Annotated in this window: 17 protein-coding genes, 1 tRNA gene and 2 pseudogenes; 7 read left to right on the top strand and 13 right to left on the bottom strand. The window is 63.0% G+C overall.

The window, feature by feature from the left end:
* The first annotated feature begins 123 nt into the window (after window positions 1-123).
* Window positions 124-1,203: a hypothetical protein gene (locus ACSMXN_RS05200; RefSeq protein WP_022913520.1), complete on the top strand. Its 1,080-nt coding sequence runs from the start codon at window positions 124-126 to the stop codon at window positions 1,201-1,203.
* Between the two features lie 195 nt (window positions 1,204-1,398).
* On the opposite strand, the pseudogene ACSMXN_RS05195 reads toward ACSMXN_RS05200, so the two are convergent.
* The 8 genes and pseudogenes from ACSMXN_RS05195 to ACSMXN_RS05160 all read right to left on the bottom strand — a co-directional run.
* A pseudogene (locus ACSMXN_RS05195) lies at window positions 1,399-1,704 on the bottom strand (hypothetical protein); the annotation flags it as partial.
* Window positions 1,705-1,706: 2 nt separating this feature from the next.
* Complete coding sequence (brxL, locus tag ACSMXN_RS05190; protein ID WP_022913518.1) at window positions 1,707-3,842, bottom strand: BREX system Lon protease-like protein BrxL; 2,136 nt, start codon at window positions 3,840-3,842, stop codon at window positions 1,707-1,709.
* A 17-nt stretch (window positions 3,843-3,859) separates the two neighbouring features.
* A complete protein-coding gene (gene pglZ, locus ACSMXN_RS05185) occupies window positions 3,860-6,367 on the bottom strand; it encodes a BREX-1 system phosphatase PglZ type A (RefSeq protein ID WP_022913517.1) in 2,508 nt (835 codons plus the stop codon).
* The gene (gene pglX, locus ACSMXN_RS05180; RefSeq protein WP_022913516.1) at window positions 6,360-9,851 is read right to left on the bottom strand and encodes a BREX-1 system adenine-specific DNA-methyltransferase PglX; all 3,492 of its coding nucleotides are present in this window, start codon (window positions 9,849-9,851) and stop codon (window positions 6,360-6,362) included. The genes pglZ and pglX overlap by 8 nt, the downstream gene beginning before the upstream one ends.
* On the bottom strand, window positions 9,851-13,336 hold the full coding sequence (gene brxC, locus ACSMXN_RS05175) for a BREX system P-loop protein BrxC (protein WP_027139491.1): 3,486 nt from the start codon (window positions 13,334-13,336) through the stop codon (window positions 9,851-9,853). The genes pglX and brxC overlap by 1 nt, the downstream gene beginning before the upstream one ends.
* A gap of 5 nt (window positions 13,337-13,341) precedes the next feature.
* Window positions 13,342-13,941 (bottom strand): DUF1788 domain-containing protein, encoded by a 600-nt coding sequence (locus tag ACSMXN_RS05170; protein ID WP_022913514.1) that lies wholly within the window; start codon window positions 13,939-13,941, stop codon window positions 13,342-13,344.
* Window positions 13,938-14,558 carry a DUF1819 family protein gene (locus ACSMXN_RS05165; protein WP_027139490.1) on the bottom strand — a complete coding sequence of 207 codons (621 nt, stop codon included), beginning with the start codon at window positions 14,556-14,558 and terminating at the stop codon, window positions 13,938-13,940. Before ACSMXN_RS05165 ends, ACSMXN_RS05170 begins: the two co-directional genes overlap by 4 nt.
* A 65-nt stretch (window positions 14,559-14,623) precedes the next feature.
* Window positions 14,624-14,830 (bottom strand): helix-turn-helix domain-containing protein, encoded by a 207-nt coding sequence (locus ACSMXN_RS05160; RefSeq protein ID WP_027139489.1) that lies wholly within the window; start codon window positions 14,828-14,830, stop codon window positions 14,624-14,626.
* A 359-nt stretch (window positions 14,831-15,189) separates the two neighbouring features.
* Here ACSMXN_RS05160 and ACSMXN_RS05155 point away from each other — a divergent pair, with 359 nt between their 5' ends.
* The 5 genes and pseudogenes from ACSMXN_RS05155 to ACSMXN_RS05135 form a co-directional block, all read left to right on the top strand.
* Entirely contained in the window at window positions 15,190-15,774 is a 585-nt protein-coding gene (locus ACSMXN_RS05155) for a hypothetical protein (RefSeq protein ID WP_196811286.1), read from the top strand.
* Between the two features lie 147 nt (window positions 15,775-15,921).
* Entirely contained in the window at window positions 15,922-16,176 is a 255-nt protein-coding gene (locus ACSMXN_RS05150) for a prevent-host-death protein (protein WP_022913511.1), read from the top strand.
* Window positions 16,169-16,573, top strand: coding sequence for a type II toxin-antitoxin system VapC family toxin (locus ACSMXN_RS05145; protein WP_022913510.1), 405 nt, complete (start codon window positions 16,169-16,171; stop codon window positions 16,571-16,573). The genes ACSMXN_RS05150 and ACSMXN_RS05145 overlap by 8 nt, the downstream gene beginning before the upstream one ends.
* 165 nt (window positions 16,574-16,738) lie before the next feature.
* Complete coding sequence (locus tag ACSMXN_RS05140; protein WP_022913509.1) at window positions 16,739-17,047, top strand: helix-turn-helix domain-containing protein; 309 nt, start codon at window positions 16,739-16,741, stop codon at window positions 17,045-17,047.
* A 58-nt stretch (window positions 17,048-17,105) separates the two neighbouring features.
* A pseudogene (locus ACSMXN_RS05135) lies at window positions 17,106-18,134 on the top strand (tyrosine-type recombinase/integrase); the annotation flags it as partial.
* A 197-nt stretch (window positions 18,135-18,331) separates the two neighbouring features.
* Here the strand turns inward: ACSMXN_RS05135 and ACSMXN_RS05130 are convergent.
* A tRNA-Ala gene (locus ACSMXN_RS05130) sits at window positions 18,332-18,404 on the bottom strand.
* 267 nt (window positions 18,405-18,671) lie between these two features.
* On the opposite strand from ACSMXN_RS05130, the gene ACSMXN_RS05125 reads away from it, so the two are divergent.
* A complete protein-coding gene (locus tag ACSMXN_RS05125) occupies window positions 18,672-18,947 on the top strand; it encodes an HU family DNA-binding protein (RefSeq protein WP_022913508.1) in 276 nt (91 codons plus the stop codon).
* A gap of 113 nt (window positions 18,948-19,060) precedes the next feature.
* Here the strand turns inward: ACSMXN_RS05125 and ACSMXN_RS05120 are convergent, their stop codons facing one another.
* The 4 genes from ACSMXN_RS05120 to ACSMXN_RS05105 are packed head-to-tail and all read right to left on the bottom strand — an operon-like array spanning window position 19,061 to window position 22,374.
* Window positions 19,061-20,443 carry a MauE/DoxX family redox-associated membrane protein gene (locus tag ACSMXN_RS05120; RefSeq protein WP_022913507.1) on the bottom strand — a complete coding sequence of 461 codons (1,383 nt, stop codon included), beginning with the start codon at window positions 20,441-20,443 and terminating at the stop codon, window positions 19,061-19,063.
* A gap of 10 nt (window positions 20,444-20,453) precedes the next feature.
* Window positions 20,454-21,089, bottom strand: a complete 636-nt coding sequence (locus ACSMXN_RS05115) for an SCO family protein (RefSeq protein WP_455407699.1) — start codon at window positions 21,087-21,089, stop codon at window positions 20,454-20,456.
* 53 nt (window positions 21,090-21,142) lie between these two features.
* Complete coding sequence (locus ACSMXN_RS05110; protein WP_022913505.1) at window positions 21,143-21,649, bottom strand: copper chaperone PCu(A)C; 507 nt, start codon at window positions 21,647-21,649, stop codon at window positions 21,143-21,145.
* Entirely contained in the window at window positions 21,646-22,374 is a 729-nt protein-coding gene (locus ACSMXN_RS05105; protein ID WP_035943934.1) for a YcnI family protein, read from the bottom strand. Before ACSMXN_RS05105 ends, ACSMXN_RS05110 begins: the two co-directional genes overlap by 4 nt.
* Between the last annotated feature and the right edge of the window lie 6 nt (window positions 22,375-22,380).

The following is a 22,380-nucleotide window of genomic DNA, read 5'->3' as shown; positions in this document are numbered from 1 at the left end:
GACACAACATCTCTGTCGACAGGCGCGCCCAACCGTCGATAGGCGCGCGTCCGTTGACACGCAGCTGTAGCTAGTGGGCCGATCAGAAGGATCGATCGGCGCTGGCCTGTCAGTCTCTCTCGTATGGCGGACACGGTAGACGACTGGACCTTTCGGTACCGGATGGTGTTGGGCGAACATGTACGGATCAACTGCCCCGAGTGGGAGATGTACCTCACGGAGCCGGACGCAGCGCAGCCAGTAGTTCTGCGCGCACCAGCAGGTGATCAGCCAGCGATCCAGGACACCACCGACTTGGTTCTGCGCGGCTGGGGTTACGAGACAGCTGAGGCAGCGGAGCAGGCGGCGCTGCGCTGGCGATCGGCCGTGTCGATCGGTCTTGCGGCGAACAATGTGATGGCCGACTTCGGCCAGCGTTCCCCGGCATTCTGGATCCATCCTGACGTCCTGTCTGCGGACAACGCACAGATGGATCTGCATGAGCTGATGATCTTCCCGACGAACCTGCGGGGTCACTTCATGGGGATGCAGCCGATCCAGTACTGGGCTGGTAAGCCTATGGACGACGTCCGGGGCGCGATCTGGATGTCGCTCGAAAACGGGACAGAGCTTACGGCGCGTCAACACCTCGCGTACGGCACCTACTGTTCGTCGGCGGGTATGAAGCCAGACGCGAGGCTAGTCACGCTTATCTCAGCGGTCGAGCTTTTGATCGCGCCGGAGAATCGGAGCGGAGAGGCCCAAGCTGTCGTCGATTCACTGGTCGCCACGGTCAAGGCCTCGGGTCTGCCGCAAGCGGAGAAGGGCTCGATGCTCGGCGCGTTGTCGTGGTTGCGTCAGCAGTCCGTCGGCCAAGCGGTCCGCGCGCTGGCAACGCAGCTCGGCGATCGCCGTTACCTGCAAGAGAAGGAACTAGCGCCGAAGTTCCTGACCCGGTGTTACTCGCTGCGGAGCGACCTGGTGCACGGCAACGAGATCCCCGACTTCGACGAGGTGAACCGATGCGGCGGAGAGCTGGAACGGTTGGTCGGTGACCTGATTGCAATCTCAATCGTCCACGACGCCAACGTTGAGTTAGGGAAGGCATGGACGGGTGCCCATTCGGCTGCCGACTGGGACGGCAACCCCGACTTGGTCCCGTTGGAGGGTGACTACCTGAACTACAGGCATCTACTTGAAAGTGGTGACGAGCCAAGCGAGTAATCGGCCCAGACCCTGCTCGCGACGCTATCCCGGCGGGCCGGCCAGAACCGATCTTCGGTCTCCGATCGCGACCGCCGTTGAACCATCGGACATGAGGCGGACAGCGCGCTCGTAGCCGTCGATCTGCGCGAGTGGGGATCCTGCCGGCGCGCACATATGGATCGTTATGGCGCCGACCGGTGCGCATGAATCGAGCACGCTATGGTCGCTCTTCGTCGCGGTCGGCAGGCGCAACTCGATATTCGGGAAGATGACGCCCACGTCCGGGAGTCGACCTGCTACCTGGAAGTCGCGCACCTTCTCGTACTCATCAATGCTGCAGTAGTCGGTGATGCCGAGGGCTTCGATCCGTGGCTCGGACTGCTCGATCCGCGTTAGATAGTTATCCCAGGAATCCTTGCCGAATTGGTTGTTCATCGCGGTGCCGGGCGTGTGGATGTACGGATCCCAGCGGCGCCAGGCAGATCCGCGCGGGTCCGCCTGCGACTGAATCGGGTACATCGTCATTCGCTGGGCTCGCGGAGGTAGGTAATCCCGAATCCCTTCACCTCGCGGTACTTCTGGTACTTCGTTGCGAGGTCGAAGGGGCTGTCGACCATCCGCTGGAAGATGTCGAGACCACGTCCGAGCAGGATCTTCCAGCCGGTGTCGGTGGTGATCGATCGGTCGTGAATGGCCTGGGGTTCGACCAGCTCGACGTCGAAGACGATGCCGAGCACCCCGGCGCTCTTCTTGATCTGCAACAAGAACTCCAGCTGCCGTTGAACCTTCTCGGGACCGTCCTGGTTCTCGACCGTGACGAGCTTCAGAGCTACTTCATCCGCCGGGTCCTTGGCGCGTGCGATCCCCTCGACCAGCTCCATGAGGTTCCTGGCCTGGTGGAACATCCGCACGTAGGGGTCAACGATCGTGATCTGCGCGGCGCCGCGGAGGTACGGCACGAGCAGCGAGTCGAACGAGACCCCGCGCTGTCCTTCTTGGTAGTCCCGGTGTCCCTGGAACAGCTCAGGTTCAGGCTTGGCGTCCGCCGGCTCTTCACCGTCTCCAGCATCGGCTGCCTCGGCCCTGCCGCGGAGTGGGTCGGCGTCTGCGGTCGCGTCCTCGCAGTCGTCCTCCGCTTCGCGCGCAACGCGGTAGTACGTCGGGTACTGGTCTTCTTCCAGCGTGGTGACGGCATGCCAGGTGCCGTCGGTGTCTAGGTAGCCGAACTTGACGTCGGGCATGGTGGAGTCGATGCGCAGGATCTGGTCCTTGACGCGCTTGCGGCCCTCGATGGCAAACCGGAGGATCTCCTCGATCTCCTCCTTGGTGGCCTGACCGTCCGGATAGAGGATCTTCATCAGGCCGGAGAAGGTCTTGTGGATGCCGTCGCGGTCGCGGGTGGAGATGTCCGGCGAGAGCGTGAAGTGCTGCTGATAGCGGTCGGAGTAGTCCTGCGAGCGCATCGACTTGAGGACTTCCGCGATGTAGTCGACGACAAAGCCGTAGCCGTCGGAAAACATCTCGCCGCGGATGATGTCGACTTCCCAGCCGGGGATGTAGTGGTGCAGGCGGTCGAGGAAGGCGGGGTCGTGGTAGGACTCGGGCAGTTCGTCAAACAGGTCAGAGTTCTTGAGCATGAACGGCACGGTGTGCGAGGTGTTGCCGATAAAGACCATCGAAGCTTCCGCGCCGAGGGTCTCCACACCTCGGGAGAACGACTTATTCGCCATGTAGTTCTTCATGATGTCGACGAGCGCCTTGTCCGTGCGCTTCTTCTTGCCGGCGAACTCGTCGAAGGCGACGACGTCCCAGTACCCCACCAGGCCCAGCCGCCCGTTGGAGTTGTTGACGAACAGCTTCGGCACGGTCACCTCCCCGCCGGAGATCAACATCCCGTGCGGCGAGAACTCCGAGAAGATGTGGGATTTCCCGGTTCCCTTCGGGCCGAGTTCGACGAGGTTGTAATTGCGCTCGACGAACGGGATGAGGCGCACTAGCTGGAAGAATTTGCCGCGCTTGCTGAACATCTCGGGGTTGAACCCGATGGACTGCATCACGAGGTCGATCCACTCCTCCGTCGTGAACCCGCGACGGGCTGAGAGGTACTGCTCGACATCGAACTTCGACAGCTGGATCGGTTTGATCGAGCCGAGGATCCACGGCACGGTGCGTTGGTCTTCGTTGTGGAAGTACTCGATGTCGCAGATGCACCAGACGCCGCCGACCAGCAGCTTGGGATGAGCCTTGATGATCGGCGAGTCGACGATCACGCCCTTGATGCCGAGGTTGGCGAACTCCGCCTCGTAGACGTCAGCCTTCTCGTTGAGGGAGACCGTGACCTTGTCGATGACCCTGTGTCGACCGCGTTCCTTAATCGTGGACTTAACCAGCTCCGACTCGCTGCGGTGCACATAGTGCTCGGCGAGGATATTGCGAACGGTGTCGATGCCGGCCTGGATGGTGGCATCATCATCGGAGGCGGCGTACTGCCCGAGCAGGTACTCCAAGACATACGAGGGCACGATGGCGTTGCCCTTGACGGCTTTGACCAGGTCCTTACGAACGACGACCCCGCCGAACAGCAGGTTGATCTTGTAGTCGAGGTCGCTCTGCTGCGGCGTACTCGCCTCGGGCGTCTCGTTCTCGATTTCGCTCATCGTGCCTCCCGTCCTCTCTAGAAGTCGAAGTCCGACGTAAACGAACGCTTCAGCGTGTAGACCGCCTTGGCGAAGACCCGCCACTGGTTGGTGTTCGGGATCTGCTCCTCCAAGCGGAACTCAACGGCGCGGTTGTTGTAGTCGCTCGACTCCTGGCTCAGCAGCATCCGCGCGCTCTGGTACCGGTCACGTTTGTCGGCGGAGGTCTGATCGAAGGTCAGGTTCTCGATGTTCGAGATGAGGGACTCGCCGACGTATAGCCCAGCCCGGAGAGTGCGGGGCTGGACCTTGTCGTTGACCTGCTCGGTCTGGAACAGCCGAACGACCACCTGTCCGGTGGTGATCTTGTCGGACTCCGGCCAGACCTCGACGTTGACCAGCCTGGTGTCACTCTTGCGCTTCTTGTTGACCACGAGCACTGGAACGATGACCTCTTGGAGTGTCGCCCCGCCGTGTACGAAGCGTGAGCCGCCGCCCGCAAGGCGCAAGCGGTGAATGGATTTGGGGACCTGTACTTCCAAGTCACTCTCTAGGCCGAGCTGGGCGGCCTCGAAGGTGGCGAAGGCGTTGTCGACCTTGAGGCCCTTACCCAGGACGAAGCGTCGGTTGACGACCTTGATGTCGTCGCCCTGCGGCTGGGTCGACAGGAAGAAGGTGCCGGCTAGGGCTTCGTCCTGGAAGAGGAAGCCGTGGTCGGCCGTGATGAAGATGTTGGTGGCGTTGGCGCTGGCCAGCTTCTTCACGAGGTCAACAATGTCGCGCAGCGTGTCCTCGACGGCCTCGAAGACCTGGCGTTCGGTGCCTGGCTTATCCCCCGTGGCGTCGATCCGGTTGTGGTAGACGTACAAGACACGGTTGGCCTTGTAGAGCTCGCGTCGCTCGTCAGCGTTCAGGGCTTTGAAGTCCTCGGCCTGGATCGCCGAGCCACCCACGCCCTCCAGGATCTTGCTGCGGGAGGCAGTGGTGTTGGTCGGTTGGCCGTCAGCCAGAACTGTCTTGGCATCCGCCGAATGCCGAAGCGTCGAGTGCGGCAGCAGCGCCGCCATGCCGAGCTGGGTGTAGCTGGGCAGCACCCCAAGCACGGCCTCCAGGTTGGCGTCGAAGCGGTCCTCCTGCCGGATGAGCGAGCCAAGCTCATCGGCCACCTCGTACCGCATGGCATCGGAGATGATGACGACGGCCTTCCTGTCGCCGTCGCGTACCAGCGGCTCGATGTATCGCGAGTAGAAGGCCGTCTGCGACCGTAGCGCTGTCGAGCGCCACTTCTCGACCGCGTCGACTTGCTGCTGCCAGGCGTTGCCCAGCTCGTAGACGTACTTGTTGGTGTAGCGCTTCTCGACCAACTCCCGCAATGGCTCCAGTGGCCTTGGGTACTCTGCGGTTCGCGTGGCGTAGACGAACTGCCGGTAGAGCTGATCGATGCGGAACCACTCGCGCCGGTACCGCTCCAGCCCGTCGTCGAACGACTGCATGCCAACGTTGAGGGTGGCCAGCTCGCCCAGTAACTCCGAGGCGCTGACAACGGCAGTGTAGAGCTGCTTGTATCCGTCGATCCAGACGCTGCTCTGCCGGGCCCGCACTACCTCGGCCACGTCGCGCGGGGTGACGGTCTGTTCGGATACTGCCCGTGCCAGGTCGCTGAGGATTTTCTGGTCGGTCTCCTCGAACAGGTCGTCCGGGACACTCGCCACCAGGTCGCGGAAGCTCGCATCCTCGATCGTCGACTTGTAGTCCAGGTCGCGGGCTGCCCGCTTAGCGAGCGTTGCCATGGCCTCTTGACTGCGCCGGTCGTTGCGCATACTGGCGAAGTCGAGCTGGATGTTCTGCAGCCCGCCGGGCCGGTCAGACTTGAAGCCCTCGATGGCCTTGCGGAAGATCCACAGCACCAGGTCATCGATGCTCGGCGAGGACGACTCGTAGCCGTAGATGTTCGCGACGCCGCCCCAGTAGAAGTCGTCCAGGCCATAGTCGACAAGGGCGTCGTACTTGGTCCGAGCCCCCTTGGCGTTCTCGGTTAGTAGCGTCCTCGTGATTTCCAGGAGGCTGTGCTCGCGCTGGCCAAGTACGACGGCGCTGATCTTGGCTCGCAGCCTGGCGGCATCGTCCGCAGCACTCAGCAGGGCTTTCAGGCTCTGGACGCGCTTAGCAGCGTTGAAGAACTTCTCGTGCGCCTCAACGACCTCGTCGATCCCGTTGCCCTTTGCCAGACCGAGATCCTGCGAGACGAGCGCGGTGCGGTCGGCCGTGAAGACCCCGTAGGCCAACTCCAGGTCGAGCAGCCAATCATCGATGCCGCTCGGCATCGGGCCACTGCGGTAGACCAGGAATTTGCCTTCCGGTTCGTCGTGCAGAAGCCGGTTCTTGATGGCGAACTCGTCGTTGCCGACCCGGATCGTCTCGATGCCAGCCAGATCGAGGCCGTCGAGATCCGCGGCGTACTGGCCATCCGGGTCGTGCCAGAAGACGATCCGTCGACTGTCGAACCAGCGCAGCAGGTGCGGGCGGACCGTGGCGGTGTCACTCATCGCTGGCCTCAAGTCCGGAGATCTTCTTCAGAGCGGGACCGAACTTCGGATAGTTCGCCTTCACCCCGTCGTCCAGGTCGATCGCCAACTGACGGGACGCCAGCGGGTACAGCACGTCGTGCTCGTACTCCTCAAGCTCCAGCAATACCTTGCGCAGTCGATCAGCCTCCTTCTGGGCGGCCGCCTGCTGACGCGGCGTCCCACCTTCGGCCGCCAGGCGCTCCTGCTGCTGCAGGCTCGAAGTCAGCTTGACTGTGAACTCACGCAGGTACTCATTGAGGACCGTCGAGACCGTGGACGGCGTGTAGCGGTGCAAATAGATCAGAGCGTTGAACGAACCCTTGGGGCTGGAGAACAGCCAGTAGATCGGGCGCTTCTTGTACCGCTGTACGTGGTCCTTGTAGAACGACCTCACGAAGTAGTCGCGGATGTCCTTGACGCCGAGCGACTCGGTAACGAAGCGCAGGTTCTCCTCGAAGTGCCGCTCCCCGAAGGCCGCACGAAGGAAGGTGCGGAAGCGCGCAACGATGTCGTCCTCGAACCAGTCGCCATCCACGATCGGGATGACGTTGTCTGCGTCCGGTAGGAAGCTCGGTGTCGGCACCTTCAGCAGGTACTCCCGCAACGTTGCGCCCTGGTCCGCGAGGATAAGTCCCGGCTCGTCGATGCTGTACCGGCCGAACATGCATCCGACGGCATAGGACAGCAGCTCAATCGCCAGATCGGTCCGCTCGAGCGCGGAGTATTCCTCGGCTGATCTACCGGGCCCGTACCGGAACTCGACGTTCCTCGTCAGTGACACCCGGTGAAGAGGCACATCGATAGGCACGTCGCCGTCCACACCATAGGCTTTAGCGACGATACTGTTGTTCTCCGTCTCCCGGGCTTGTTGATCCTTTGCGACGACCGACGATTCGGCCGAGAAGGCTTGGACTACATCAGCGAGGTTGGCCGAGCGCCCATCGAGGAGAGGGCTCGCTTCGAAGTCCCAGGAGGTCTCATACGAGTCCCAGTCCGCCCTGAAGGTCGCTATTCCTCGACGAACAATTACGTCGATCGTTTCCGATTCAATCCGGCGCAGAGGAAGGTCCGCGATATTTCCTGCCTGGAAGTGCATTGTGGGATTGAGGACGTTAAGCATTTCGGAACCGAGCGAGGAGCAGAGGAATGCCAGGGCGGAGGGAAGTACCGCCTTATCGCCGTAGCATGCAGATCCACTATTATCGCACAGAAAGCCGGGCGGTAAGTAGCGCGCTCCGAAGCTGCCCGAGCCTACATCGGTCCAAGTTATCCCCTCGTGAAAGTAGAATCCCTGGTTGCGGAGCGTCCCTCTGGCACGCACCCTGCGGCCATTATCCTCCCAGTCAACTACGAGATCAAAGTTTCCGTACCACTTCCGAAACGGACCGCCCTTGTTATAGGGAAACCAGCGACGACCGCTGCGCTCAGCCTCTTCTGTCGATCGACTTCCGAAGGAGATCGTGGACCTGGAGACCTCCCACACTTGGCGCAAGAATCGACCGTTGTCCCCTGTGTCATTGCCCTTCCTGGGCGTGAAGCCATCGCGAAAAGTACCAGATCCCTGAAATGCTTTCGTGATCGCGTCAGAAAGCCAATAGGCGATCGGTGCTCCCGGAATCTTCTTGAAGGCCGCTGCGGCGGCTTCGTACCGATACCCGAGGGACCGATCTGCGATTGCCGCGAGGAGGGATTGTCGCTTCTCCTCCCCGTCGAGGGCAGTAAGGCGAATAAAGGTGCCAACGCCAGTATTCGCCTTAGCGTTTGTTAGGGAGAATGCGGAATTCGCGCCAAACTTATCGGCGTGGTAGGCGGAATCCCGCAGGTAGAGCAACGAGTGGACACGCGTCGCGTCAAGAACGACGTCGCGCAGATCCGAGAATGTCCGAATGAACATCCAGGTATCACCCGTGATCATAGCGATCCGCCCGGACTCCATCGCTAGACTGCGAGCCCGTTCGACGAATGCTCCGTAAAGGTCCTGCTTTCCGTCAGGGATGTTGGACTCGATGAATCCAGCAAGGCTTGGAGTCATATTCTTGACGCCCATATACGGTGGGTTCGCCACCACAACGTGGTACCGCACGCTAAGCGCCTCGGCCTGAGCAGTGACCTTCTCGGCCCGATGGAACACGTCGGCCAGAAGGATGTCGCCACCGTCGTCGAGCGTGGCGAGATGCTGCTTCAGACGGATCGTTAGCCCTCGGTCCGGCTGGATGAGTGACCCGAACGTTTCGGCGTGCTCGAACTGGTTCCAGAAGGAGGCCTCGGCGTGCTTGTCGCCACGGGGCGTCAGCAGGAAGTCGATCTCGTCCGGGGTGAAGTGGATCGCGTCGAGGACGCAGACGTTGGGCTCGATCTGCTTGTTGAAGAACGTCCGCTGCTTGGCCCTCGCCTTCATGGTCAACGCGAAGGCCGACAGTGCCCCGGCTCGGGGGTCGATCTCGACGCCGTAGAGGTTGTTGCCGAGGATGAGCCCAGGGATCTCGGTCGGGGCGTATCCCTCTTCTTCGTAGATGGCGTACAGGAGTTCAAAGGCATACGTGAGCATGTGCCCAGACCCGCAGGCCGGGTCGATGACTTTGACCTCCTTGGGGCTGGTGATCTTGAGGTAGTCGGTCTCCTCGTCTACCGGGGCGATGTAGTACTGCATGTGGTCAACCAGGCGCGACGAAGGCCGGTTGAGCATCCACAAGCGCCCGAGGGAATTCTCGACGAGGTAGCGGACGATCCAGTGGGGCGTGAAGAGCTGGGTGGCTGCGGGGATCTCGTCGGCGCCGGCCTTCTTGTTCTTCTTGAACCCCGCGAAGACTTGGTCGTGGCGTTCTGAGATGTAGAACTGGTACAGCCAGCCGATGACCTCGACGTCTTGGCAGACATCCTTTGTGAGCACCTTCAGGGCGCGGCTTGGCACCGAGTCGTCGGCCAGCAGGTTGGCGGGGATGAGCAGCTCGGTGAAGTCGCCTTCTCGCTCGAACATGAACGGCATGGCGCGGTTCCAGTATCGGCAGTAGTCCGCGAGCAGCAGCGCGTAAGCCTCGCCTTGCGCGTCGTCGCTGCGCCGCGTGCCGTCGAGCAGGCCCGTGACCGTCTCACGGGTCCTTCCCCCGACCACCGCGGCGTCGATGTTGCCTCGCTTGGCTTCGGCAAGGATCTCGGGCTGACCTGCCTCGACGCCGACTTGTGGTGAGACGACCCCGATGCCGTTGTAACCGTTGGCGTCCATGAACCTCAGGGCGATGATGCGGTTGAACCAGGTGTACGCGACCCGGTCGGCGACCGCCGCTATACCCTTCTCGCCTCCACCCGCCGCGCTGACGGCCTTCTCCAGGGCTGCGACCGCCGTGGGCTGCTCTACCCGCACGGCTGATGCCGGGGCTAGGACGACAGCGATACGTGCGGTCACTTCGCGGATCAGCGCTATACGTGCCCTGGTGGCGAACGTCTTCAGCGGTGCGGTTTCCATCAGAGAGAGATTCGCTTTCCGGCGTTCAGGGTCTGGACGAGCGCCGTACGCAGGGCGTGCAGGTAGCGGTCGATGTCCTGCTCTGTCTCCAAAACGCCAGAGACGCCGGTGGCGGAGACTGTCCTTACGGACACGGTCTGCTTCGACGGTGGTTTCGTGCCGCCATCGCCATCGCCATCGCCGGCGTCGGGCTGCGCATCGGCCAGCTGGTCGAGCAAACCTGGGTAGATGGTCTCCTCGAAGCTCGATCCGGTCTCGCGAATGAGAGCGACCTGGTTCTGGGCGCGGACACGGGAAATCGCCTGGTCGACCCGGCGCAGCACACTCTCTTGGGCGACCGAGGTCGCCTTGGCATAGAAGGCGCTCGCTTCGATCTCGGCCTTGCGACCCTCGATCGCTTCGACGACGTCGGTTCGGTTTCTGGCAACGACGCCATCGATCAGAGTGCGCAGCTGGTCAGTGGCTTGCTTGAGCTGCGCCATCTTGTTGCCGCGGAAGGCGTTCGGATCTTCCAACGCTGACCTCACGGTGGCGTCGATTTCGGGCGGCAGGTAGCCGAGGTTGCTGCTATGGGTGGTGAGAAGATCGGTGGCCTCGTCGTAGATGACCTTCTGGCCTCCGCTGAGGAACGCCCGGATCGGGTCGATCGTGCTCTCTTTGGCGTCGAGCAGGTCGTCGCCAAGGTCGAAGTCGGTCAGGTACCAGTCGTCGGGCTTGCCCACCGCCCGGTCTAGCAAGTCGATCGCGGCGGAGAGCTGGCTGACGAACGGGTACTTGGAACCCGTCATTGTCGCCGTGATCTCGTCGCGCTTTGCCTTCAGCTTGTCCGCCCCGTGCCGGGCCAGCTCCAACGGATCTTTCGGGGTGTTGCCTTCGTCGAAGAAGTCGGTACAGAACTTGCGGAAGGCCGCCACCTTGCGCTCGTCGAAGGTCTTCTGCGGTGCCACCACGACATGGGCATGCTTCTGCGTGTTGCGCAGAACCGTCGCGACCTCAGAGCGCTTGAGGACGTTGCCATCGACCGTGAGCGTGACCTTTGAGGTACCGATCAGGAATGCAATCAGAACCTCGATCGAGGCGAGGTCCCAGCCGTAGGGCTTGGCGGTGAAGCTGTCGACGATGGTCTTGACAGCGACCTGCTCACCTAGGGTCTCCTTGCGCAAAACAAACGACAGCACTTCCTCCGACGGGGCAAAGAGCTTGCTGCCGGTTTCGGCGTCGAACAGCCCGCCGTCCGGGTTCGCGGCTCCGGCAACCTGCTGCTCGCTATAGGTCGTACCTCCAAGCAGCTTGAGCTGCGTGTAGGTACGGCTGACGAGATCCTGGAAGCCATCCGTCACCCGGACCAGCGCGTCCTGGGAGCTAGAGGTGATATCGGCCGCGTTGATGATCAGGGCGGCCTTGCCGACCGAGGTCTTGACGCGCTGGACGAGTTCCTTCTCGCGGTCGATGTTCTGCGCACCCTTGGTCTGCAGGATTTGGCCCTCGATGGCGGAGTTCGAGGTGCCCTGCTTGCGCTTGATATACTTCTCGGTCTTGATGAGCAGCCGTAGGTCCGCGAGCACCCGGGCGTCCGGTTCGAGGACGACACGCAGCTCGTCCTTGCCCGCGCTGTGCATGCGGATCTCCTCGGGCGTGTATGAGTACTCGGGCGAGATGAAGTGGACCGCAAGTTCTCGTTGCTGGCCGTGGGCCTGGTCGTCGAGCTTGAAGCCGAACGGGAAGTCCTGCGCGTTCTTGGCGTAGCGGATCTTGTTGGTCTTGATGACATCGCCCGAGAGGATCTTGAACAGTCGACCGCCTACCTCGGAGGCGTCAATGTCGACGTTCTTGATCTCTTCCTCGATGACCTGCTCTTCGTTGGTCAGGTATTCGTAGGTGGTGCCGCTTCTCTGGATGTAGGTCTGGATCTCCAGAACGGTCAACGCTTCCTTGACCTGCTCGGATAGCGCCGGAAGGTCGAGGCCGAAACGGTCGTAGACCAGCACCGTGAGGTTGCGCGGAGTCGCCGGGAAGCTCTCGACGTACTTCACGAGGAACAACGCCTTGAGAAGACGAACCGCCAACGGGTTGTCGAGGTTGCGCTCGGCGACGTCGATCGAACGCTGGGCGGCTGACTTCAGGGAGGCGCGGATGCCGGCGAACATGCTGTCGAAGGTTGCGAGCTTGCCGACCTCGACGTTGCCGATGTCCTTGGCGACGTGCTGGACCACGCCGAGCATCGAACGCTCACCGACCGAGCTGTTGCGGCCCTCGAAGACGTTGTGGTCGGAGATGCCCTCGATGGCGGCTTGGAACAGTGGGAACTGGTAGCTGACGAACGGGTAGGTCCCGACGAAGTGCGCCTCGTCGGTGTAGTTGCGGTAGGTCTTGGCCCCGTCGACGAATTCGAACAGCGTCTTGAAGTTGGCGTGCTGGTCGGCATAGATCGTGCCGAGCGCACTCACGCCTACGTCGTTCTTGTCCAGCAGACGCTTGCGGATGACTTCCTCGACGTCGGCGCTCGTCAACTTGAGCCGCGTCTTGAACCGGGCCTGGATCTTGGAGAAGTCGTTGCCCTGCTGCCGTGTCCTGTCGCCAATGACCTTGTCCATGTCCTCCTGCGAGGTCACGAACACCCACGAACGGCCAGCGCACTTAGTGTTGAGCGACTCGGCGATGGTCTGCAGGTTGAGCATCAGCTTGGTGTCGCTGCCAATGAACTGGCCGACCTCGTCGACAAAGAAGTTCAGCCGGAAGGTCGGGTCGCCCTGGTTGTCGAGCCAGGCTTGGACCTCGTCGGCGAAGTCCTCGATCGAAACCGAGTATGAGGCGCTGTACTGCTTGATGATGCCGTCAGCGGTTCCGCCATTTACCTCGGCGAAGGCCCGGTCGATGCTCGGCCCTTCCAGGGCACTTTGCTCGCGCCCCTGCGTCCAGGAGACGCCAGCGATGCGTTCGAAGGACTCTTGGAATGCCTCGTACTGGCCGCGGTTGTCCAGGTCGCGCTCGAAGCGAGCAACGTGACCCTGGTTGCCGTAGTAGCCACGGCTCTCGTCGAAGACCTTGACGAAGACCTTCAGAAGGGCGTCCGTCTGGTCCTTGCTGATCAAGGTGGCCTTTTGGTCGATATTGAACAGCAGGCTCTTGCCAGGGATGTGGTCGGCCTTGTTCAGCAGGCCGGGCAGGAACGCGTCGAGCGTCTTGGCGCGGAAGCTGTCAGAGACGTTCTGGCGCGGATAGTCCTGCCCTTCGACGTCACCCAGCAGGTGAGCCAGCATCTTGAGCATGTGCGACTTACCGGAGCCGAAGAATCCGGAGATCCACACGCCGTTGGCATTGGTGTAGGAGGTGTACTCCTCGAGGAGGATCTCCAAGCCTTTGGCGGCCTCGTTGGTCAGGACGTACTCGTCGACCTCGGTGCCCAGGTGCGCAGCGTCATCAGCCTTGATGACGCCCTCGATCGGACGCTGGATGTCCTTGGCGAAAATCTGGTCGAGCTTCATCGAGCTCACGCCTCCTGTTCCAGGATGTTCTTGGCTCGGTAGTACTGGTCGTCCTTGAGCCGGCCGAACAACACGAGCGATGAGCCCAACGTGTCCGACTGCTCGTAGCGGCCCGGGAAGAACATGAGCATCGGCCCGCCGGTCACCACCGACTGGAGGTTGTTCAACACGTTGTGCGAGCGGATGTACGGAAAGACCTCACCGATCCCGGTGAGGAAGAGGATGTCGAAGGACTCGGCCGCAAGGCGGTCGCGGATGGCCGGGGCGATGTGCAACTGCGGGTCGAGCATCCCCTGGAGCATTTCGCGGAAGTCGGCCTTGTCTTGGTCCGGCTCAATGGCTTGGACCCGGTCCCATACCTTCCGCTCCTTGAGCAGCTCAACCGATAGGTCGTAGAGGTTGATCTCAATGACCTTGACCCCGGCGCCAGCCAGCCGATTCTTGACCCGCTTTTTGGCGGCCGCTACGGCCAGAGTGTCCTCGGGCGGATACGGGTAGATAAAGAACGGGACCTCGTTGCCGAGGCCCTCCATCTGCAGGAAGCGCCGTCCGCTAAGCACCGTGAATAGGTGTTCTTCCTGCTCCGGCAGAGCCTTGGGCTTCATTGGCCAGCCCCTTGCTGGCTCGGGAAGAAGCGCACGTCACTCGGTGTGCGGGCACTCAACCTGGCCGCAACTCGCTCAGATAGCACCGCAGGCACAATCCTTCCCGCGTCAGACAGAAGCTCCGCCTCACGCAGCATCTTGAACACGTTCGATCGCAGCTTCTGCAGCGTCGAATCCTTGAGAGCGGCTAGCTCTTCGTGCCACAACCCCTTGGCCCGAACGAAACTGTCGAACTCCTCGTAGCCGAGGGTCTGGACGAGCAATAGGAACCGCTCCCGGAGCACCTCTTCGGCAAACTCCCCGATCAGCTCATAGCAGCGGCACGCTGCCACCCACATGAGATGCCCACGCTCCGAGGCGGTCGCCTCGACCAGCAACGCAACCTCGTGGTCGGTCAACACCGATAGACGCTTAACCGTCTCGCGGACAAGCCGGACGCCCGTGCTGTGCGTCCGGGCCTGCAAGAGGTTGCCTTCGACAGCGTCGTCCCGGAGCTTCTCCCAACCTCGCCCGTCGATGAACAGCGGAGCTAGGAGCGCGCCCTCGCGCGTGAGGAGAGCACCCGTCGTGAACGACAGCGCGTAACGACGAGGCGACATCGTCGGTGCGTCATTCATGGCTCCCCCTCTCTCGATCGCAAAGTTCCTCAGGCTATCGACGGCTACCGACAGATTCCGGCCCGTCACGAGACACCAGGGGCGACGTCATCACCCGGCGAGGCGGCGCTGCCGCTCCGTACCCATTCGTCGACTTCGCTGGCTTGGAACTTCCAGAGGCGGCCCACCTTGTGGGCAGGCATGCCCTTTTCAGCGATCCACGCGTAGACCGTGTCTTTCGTGACTCCAAGGTGTGTCGCGATGCCATCGGCAGAAAGCCAAGGTTCGGCCACTAAGGAACCTCTCAGGTACTGATCGAAGCGGGTACAGACTCTTCGGACCCGCACCTTACAGGAAGTAGCCGGTTGTCACCTGCTTTGACCGGGTTCTTATGGCTCAAGTGTGGAGAGCTCGATCAATGCGCCATCGGCCCGTCCCGACCGGCGATGATCCTTGTGTCGTTTGTCCGCCCGGACGCATGAACGCGAGTGCCGAGCTGGGCGACATCCCGCCTCCAGAAGCTCACGCCACGGTGCGCTCAACAACACTCGCTTGGACATCGCAAGATCCTTCGCAACTTACGTCTGGACGTCGCCAGTTTCGACTGGACGCGACACCCCCGATCTGAAGCGCAACCATGTGAACCGAAGCCTTGAAAGTCGACACACCTCATGCACCCTGGCGCTATATTCGTCGTGACGTAATGGTGGAGGCTGCCGTGGTTCGCAAGTCCGTCCGGCAACAGGAGGCGCTGCGCCGCGCGCGCGAGCGCCAGCGCGCCAAGGACGCCGCCGAGACGCTTCCGCCGGAGGACGTCCGCCGCCTGGAGGCGATGCCCTTCCGCCGCCCCACCGAGACAGACCGGCGACGTCTCGCGGCGTCGACCTGTGGCTGGTGCGGCGGCCCCATTGAGTACAAGGCCCGCGGGCGGATTCCGAAGTGGTGCTCCGCCAGTTGTCGGCAGCGAGCGTGGGAGCAGACCCGGGCGGCCAGCTCAGGTCGATCCGCGGTCCAGATCGTCGAACGCCGCATCGAGATCCCGACCCAGCAGCCCATGCCGTCTCCCTCACGGCCTCGGCATCAGGAGTGGGTCGCCATGTTGGGTGACCTGGCGACCCAACTGGACGCAGGGGCGGTGTACGACAGGGACCTGCCTGCCCTGACGTCGGCACTCACCGGGGTGCTGGACGCATTCAGCCGGCGTACCCACGGCCTTGCGCAGCCGCGCCGTCGCTAGAGGGCGGCTCGCCTGGCGCTTGTTAACCCGCAGTCGGACAGGGTTAACACGGTCTGACGGGGCGCGCCTGGCGCACTCGACCCCGGCCCGCCACCCACGAACTGATGAAACCCCAGACACTGTAGCACCCAGTGCTACAGTGGAGTCATGAGTGAGCAGATCAGTCAGCGCGAGCTACGCAACGACAGCGGCCGCATCATGCGCGCCTTGGGCGAGGGCAAGACGTTCGTCGTAACGAGTAGCGGGCACCCCGTCGGTGAGTTGCGCCCGCTGCGACGTGACCGCTTCATCGATGCCGTCGTGGCGGTAGAAGTGTTCCGCAACGCCCCCGCCGTGGACTGGGAGCAGATGCGCGACGACCTTGATGTCCTGGTCGACCAGGACGTGACGCCGCATGCCTGACCGTCTGCGGCAGGCCCTGCTCGACACGTCGGTGGTCATTGACCTCGACCGCATCCTCGCCGACGCGTTGCCCGAACAGGTCGCGATCTCAGCCGTGACGATGGCCGAGCTCGCCGCCGGTCCCGCTGCGGCGAAAGACCCTGCTGAGCGGGCGCGACGACAAGATCGTCTGCAACGGGCCGAAGCGTCCTTCGATCCGTTGCCCCTCGATATCGAAGCAGCCCGGGCCTACGGCCGCGTCTATGCCGCCGTTGTCGCCCACGGGCGCAATCCACGCCGGCGTTTGGCCGATCTGCTCATTGCCGCGGTTGCCGTGGCCAACGGGTTGCCGCTGGTCACCCGCAACGCAGCCGACTTCGCTGGGCTCAGCGCCCTGTTACACCTCGTCGAGATCTGAGGCGTCCGTCGTCGGCCGCGCCCGCTGTCCCCGGTTCGCTCACGGTCATGCTCATGCAAATTTCTTGGCCGAAAGTGGCACTAACGGCCCTGAAATTTCACCTGTCCCTACTGAGAGGCCGTGTCACCGCGACGCCCGTCGCACCCGGCGTCGCAGGAGAGAACCATGGACGATCACGACGCGCCGCGTACCTGGACCGACGAGCAACTACTGCTCACCGCGGAGGAAGCGGCGCGAGCACTCCACGTCGGCCGCACGACGCTGTTCGCTCTCATCAAGAACGGCGAACTGCATGCAGTCCACATCGGCCGCAGCTGCCGCCTCACCCGCGCCGAGCTGCTCCGGTACGTCGCCCGACTCGATCACCCGAACCCACCGCGCCGCGACCGAATGGCAGCGAGGCGAGGCGGTCGAACGGTGACGAACCAGGGCGAACTGTTCGACCTCGACCCGACACCCCCAGAAGCCGCCTGAGCGCTTGCGGCGTGTGAGACCCCCGGCGGACGATCGAGGCAGTCGAAAGGAGCCAGCGATGGCACAGCGAGCAACCGCCGGCGAGGCATCGATCTTCAAAGACGAGTTCGGCCGTTGGCATGGCTGGATCACGGTCGGGCTGAAGACCAACGGTCAGCGCGATCGACGGCATCGCAGCGGCAAGACCCGCAAAGAGGTCGCCCAAAAGATCCGCGACCTCGAGGTGAAGCGCGAGACCGGCCAGATGTCCGCGGTCACCTCCGACACCGTCACCGGTTGGCTCGAACATTGGCTGACCAACATCGCGGCCCGGCGCGTACGACCGCGAACCCTGGAGAGCTACGAGTCGATGGTGCGGATGCACATCTCGCCCGGTATCGGCCGGCACCGCCTCGACCGACTCCAACCCGAGCACCTTGAACACTTCTACAGCGACCTGCTTGAGGAAGGACTCTCCGCAGCCACCGTGCTGCGCGCCCACCGGATCATCTCCCGAGCGCTGAAGGTCGCCATGCAGCGCGGACGGGTGCACCGCAACGTCGCGATGTTGGTCGACCCACCCGCTCAGCGGCGCAGCGAAGCGGCCACCGCGCTCGACCTCGACGAGTCGCGCGCCGTGCTCGCCGCTGCGGCCGGACTACGCAACTCTGCCCGCTGGACCGTCGCCCTCGCCCTGGGCCTACGTCAGTCCGAGGCGCTCGCGCTGCAGTGGCGCGACATCGACCTACTCAACAACTCACTGTCCGTGCGCCGCACCATCCACCGAGTCAAGGGTGGCGGGCTGGTCTACGAGGCGCCCAAGACCAAGCGAAGCGAGCGCACCCTGGCCCTCCCGCTGCCGCTCGTCGCCGCATTGCACGTGCACAAGGCGGCCCAAATGGGCGAGCGGATGCTGGCCGGATCGGACTGGCAAAACGACGACGACCTCGTCTTCGCCCAGGCCAACGGTCGCCCGATCGACAAGAAAAGCGACTACGACGACTGGTGCCGGCTGCTCGAACGAGCTGGCGTCCGCCACGTTCGGCTGCACGACGGCCGGCACACCGCCGCGACCCTGCTGCTGTCCGAAGGAGTCCATCCGAGGGTCGTCATGGAGCTGCTCGGGCACTCTCAGATGCGGACAACGATGGACATCTATAGCCACGTCATGCCCGCGCTTGCGCGGGAAGCGGCCGACCGGATGGGGGCCGTCCTGCTGAGCCCGCTGGCTACCAATGGCAACCAAACTGGCAACCAGGATTTTTTAGAACTAGGGCCAAGTGCCTCTAGCCCTTTAGAAATGGGTGGAGCTGAGGGGACTCGAACCCCTGACCCCCACACTGCCAGTGTGGTGCGCTACCAGCTGCGCCACAGCCCCCAACCAAACTCGACTCCCGCACGCGGTGAGCCGAAGCGAAAGTCTACACATCACAAACCCGCCGCCCGAACCGGCCCGACCAGAAGAAAACTCACCAGCCTCATCTGTCACAGGAGCCGTCTCCCACACCGTTTCGCCACGCCGACAACCCCCGGATTCGTTGACTCGCAGTAGCCTCAGCCATACTTGGTGTGAGCCGCACAGGCCACGCGCCGCCCGTAGTGGTAACCACCCGGCGCGGCGAGAACAACTCATAAGGAGACATCCGTGAACCGCAAGGAACTGGTGACCGCGGTCGCCGAGCACGCAGATCTCGAGCAGAAGACCGTCGACGCGGTGCTGCGCAGCCTGCAGTCCACCCTGGAAGGCGCCGTTGCCAAGGGCGAGAAGGTCAGCGTCCCGGGCTTTTTCGCTGTCTCAGTAGGCGACCGTGCAGCCCGCGAAGGCCGTAACCCCGCCACCGGCGCGACCATCAAGATCGCCGCGGCAAAGACCGTCAAGTTCTCCGCTGGTAGCGCCCTGAAGGAAGCTGCCAACAAGTAAGACCGCACCACCAAAGCAAAAACCAAAAGATTCAAAACAGCTCGTAGCAAGAACCAGAAAGGGCCGGTACCCACGGGTACCGGCCCTTTCTGTCACAACCAAGCGAAGCAGAGCTACGAACCGGCCGCCGCAGGGCTGGTCGGCGTAACGGGTGCCTCAGCACCACCCGCCGGGCTCGTGGCCGCACCCGACGCCGTAGGAGTCGCGCTGGGCGTCGGAGGCGGCGCCGCGGTGGACTTGGCGTGGCCAAGCGCTGCCGTGATCTCAGCGTCGATGTCAGCGACCGTAGCCACCTGGTCGTTGGTGCCGACCCGAATGCCTTCGACGAAGACTGTCGGCGTGCCGGTCACCTTCGACTTGCTCGCTGCATCAGTCACGCCCTCGACCAGATCCTTGTGCTGGTCCGACGTCACACAGGTCGAATAGTCAGCACTCGTGATCCCCGCCTGTTTACCCCACGCCAGCAAGGTCGAATCAGGCACGCCGTTCGTGTTCTCCGCCGGCTGATTGTTCTTGCCGCCCGTCTTGCCGTACATGATGTCGTGCAGCTTCACGAACGCATCCGGGCTGGTATCCGACGCGCAATACAGCGCATTCGCCGCCCGGGACGAGTACTTGTTGCCGTTCGAGGACGAATCCAGGAACGACATGATGTGGTAGTTGACCTTGATCGTCGTCGCCTTGATCTTGGCGGCGAAGTCCGTCCCCAAACCGCTCTGTTCGAGCTGGTTGCAGATCGGGCACTGCGGGTCTTCATACAGGTCGACCGTGACCGGCGCCTGCTGGTTACCGACCCGCACCCCGGTCGTCACCGAGGCGTTCGCCGTACTCGCCGATGGGTCGATCTTGGCCCGCCCGCCCTGCACGCCGATCGCGATGAGCGTCACCAGCAACACCGCAACGGCCGTCCCTGCGCCCACGTAACGCTGCTTGTGCTTCAGCTCGACCTCAGCCGCCGCCCGTGCCGCGCGGTAACGCCGCACGTTCTTGTCGCTCTTGGCCTGCTTCGCCGACAGCATCGGCACCATCTCGGACTTGATGAGAGCCTCGTCCAGCGACCACTTCGTCAGCGGCCAGATGATCAGATAGGCCGCGAGTATCAGCAACCCGACGTCTCGCAAGATGTCGAGGGTGTAGCTGGTCGTGGTCGATGCACCGCCGCCGCCGAAGCAGCCGCATTCGAGCTTGATGCCGCGTGCCGAAGCCTGCGCGATGCCGATGATGAACACCACCAGCAAGACCGCACTGACCACCGCCGCGTAGCGCGTGATCAGGCCGACCAGCAGCAGAACTGCGATCGCTAGCTCGAGAACCGGCAGGCCGTAGCCGATGGCCTTGCTGAGCCACTCAGGGGTCGCGTCATACGCCCGGACGGCCTGGACGAACCGGCGTGGATCACCGATCTTCGACAGACCTGCCCAAGCCCACACACCGGCCAGCACCAGCCTGACGACCAAGCCCACCCAGCCACGGATGGTCGCATTGCCGAACTTCACTCCAAGACTCCTATTTCTCGCCGCCGACAACTTTCAGATCATGCTCGATCTGGCCGCTCTCGTTGTCGCTCTGCAAAAAGGACACGTGTGCATAGTCGTCAGAACCGTAGAGCAAAACCTGCGCCGAGTGGGTCTGACCGTCATCTTCGGCGATTGTCACATGCGCCGCGGCCTGAGCTGCATCGATCTGGGGCTGCGTGCCGTAAAGGCCGATGAACTTGTTGGGAAGATCGGTGTCGAACTTGCTCAAATAGGCCGCAAGTACCGGCCCGGTGTCGTGTTTGACGTCCGTCGTCACGAAGACCACCTGGGTCTGAGCTCGCAACGAGGACGGGACGGCAAGCAACGCGTTGGTGATGTCGGCCAGCGTCTGCGGGCAGACATCCGGGCAGTTCGTGTACCCGAAGTACAGCAGCGTCGGCTTGCCCGCGGTCGCCGTCGTGAAGTTGTAACTCTGGCCGGCCGAGTTCTTGAGGGTGAAATGCGGTCGCGGCTGCGGCGGAATCAACCCCACGCCCTGGTACGGGCTGCCCGTGTCGTGATCGTTCAGTTCCGAGGCCGCGGACGTCGGGTCGGCGGACTTGGACGAACCCCCGCACGCTGTGAGCAGGGAAGCAGCCAACAGCACCGACGCCAGCGCAGCCACGATCGCGATCGGCTTTCTCGCTAACGTCGGCAGCCGAAGGTGTTTCAGCGACATCACTTCGGACCAGCAGCGGTCGGTGCGGGCGCCAGCAGCCCGATCACCGGCGCGGTCACCAGAATCTGGCCCGCATGCAGAAAAGTCAGCTGCAGGTTCACGGTCTGCCCCGGCTTGAGCGGGCCGTACAACTTCTCGATCATCACGTGTCCCTTGCCGGGTGAGAGCGACACACTGCTCTTCGCCGGAATCGTCAATCCTGCTGGGGTAATCGTCATTCCGCCGCTGGCCGTCTCACTGTGCAGGCTCGCCGCCGCGCCGGCACCGGTCACCACCGAGGTCAGCACGTCGGGAGTGTCGCCGGTGTTGTAGACGGTGAAATACACCGCCGCGTTCAGATCTGTCGCGGGTTCGCGCACATACGCACCACCGACCACGATCGACGAAGCGGGCGCGGGAGCCGCCGGGCTGGCGGTTGTCTGTGGGATCGAACCGCGCACCAAACCGGCCATACCGAGCAAAACGGCAAGGGCGGCCGCGATGAGCGACAGCGGCGGACGAATCACGGCGTCAATGATCCCTTACTCAGATTTTTGCGAACTGTGAACAAGCCAAGCAACGCCAAGGCGCCGAATACGAAGCCGATCACGCCGATGACCAGCGCCACGACACTGAGGGTGCTCAGCCCGCCGTCTCCGCTCGACGGCGGGATCGCGACAGCGTCGGTCGTGTTCGCAGCGGCCAGCGTGATGCTCGGCGCCGGATGATCCAACGCGACATCGCTACCCGCCGCAGGCGTGTCGATCCAACTCACCTTCGACCCGTCCGAATAGCTCTGAATCGCCTTGAAGGTGATCGTCGGAACATCCGGCATCGGCCCGGCGCTGATCACGAACTGGTCGAACTCCCCCGGTTTGATGCCGACGTTGCCGGGCGCAGCCTGCCAGGAGACCTCGGTGACGACTTCGGTCACCTGTCCGTCATCGCTCATGTGCGGGATCGCGGGTTTGCCCTTTATCACGCTGTACGTCCACCCAGCTTTGGGTTGAATCGACACCGACGCGGTCGGGGCGTCGGCGGGCATCGCCACCCGCAGCCCGATCGTGTTTGCCGTTGCGCTTTCGGTCGGAACCTTGAACGTCACCGTCGCGTAGCCACCCTGCGTCGCGCCCGGCGCGCTCGCCGTGACATGCGCCAGCGCCGGTGCGGCCACAATCACCCCGAGCAGGACGAGCGCACCCGCGATGGTCGCCGCCGTTGCTATCGCTGAATGCCAGCGACGTTGAAACATCAAGGT

The sequence above is a fragment of the Parajatrophihabitans canadensis genome, from assembly GCF_053764775.1.
This window is presented reverse-complemented; position numbering and strand designations above follow the sequence as displayed.

Coding starts and splice junctions, on each gene's coding strand:
- ACSMXN_RS05200 (WP_022913520.1), top strand. CDS start 124: ATGGCGGACACGGTAGACGACTGGACCTTTCGGTACCGGATGGTGTTG.
- brxL (WP_022913518.1), bottom strand. CDS start 3,842: ATGAGCGAAATCGAGAACGAGACGCCCGAGGCGAGTACGCCGCAGCAG.
- pglZ (WP_022913517.1), bottom strand. CDS start 6,367: ATGAGTGACACCGCCACGGTCCGCCCGCACCTGCTGCGCTGGTTCGAC.
- pglX (WP_022913516.1), bottom strand. CDS start 9,851: ATGGAAACCGCACCGCTGAAGACGTTCGCCACCAGGGCACGTATAGCG.
- brxC (WP_027139491.1), bottom strand. CDS start 13,336: ATGAAGCTCGACCAGATTTTCGCCAAGGACATCCAGCGTCCGATCGAG.
- ACSMXN_RS05170 (WP_022913514.1), bottom strand. CDS start 13,941: ATGAAGCCCAAGGCTCTGCCGGAGCAGGAAGAACACCTATTCACGGTG.
- ACSMXN_RS05165 (WP_027139490.1), bottom strand. CDS start 14,558: ATGAATGACGCACCGACGATGTCGCCTCGTCGTTACGCGCTGTCGTTC.
- ACSMXN_RS05150 (WP_022913511.1), top strand. CDS start 15,922: ATGAGTGAGCAGATCAGTCAGCGCGAGCTACGCAACGACAGCGGCCGC.
- ACSMXN_RS05145 (WP_022913510.1), top strand. CDS start 16,169: ATGCCTGACCGTCTGCGGCAGGCCCTGCTCGACACGTCGGTGGTCATT.
- ACSMXN_RS05140 (WP_022913509.1), top strand. CDS start 16,739: ATGGACGATCACGACGCGCCGCGTACCTGGACCGACGAGCAACTACTG.
- ACSMXN_RS05105 (WP_035943934.1), bottom strand. CDS start 22,374: ATGTTTCAACGTCGCTGGCATTCAGCGATAGCAACGGCGGCGACCATC.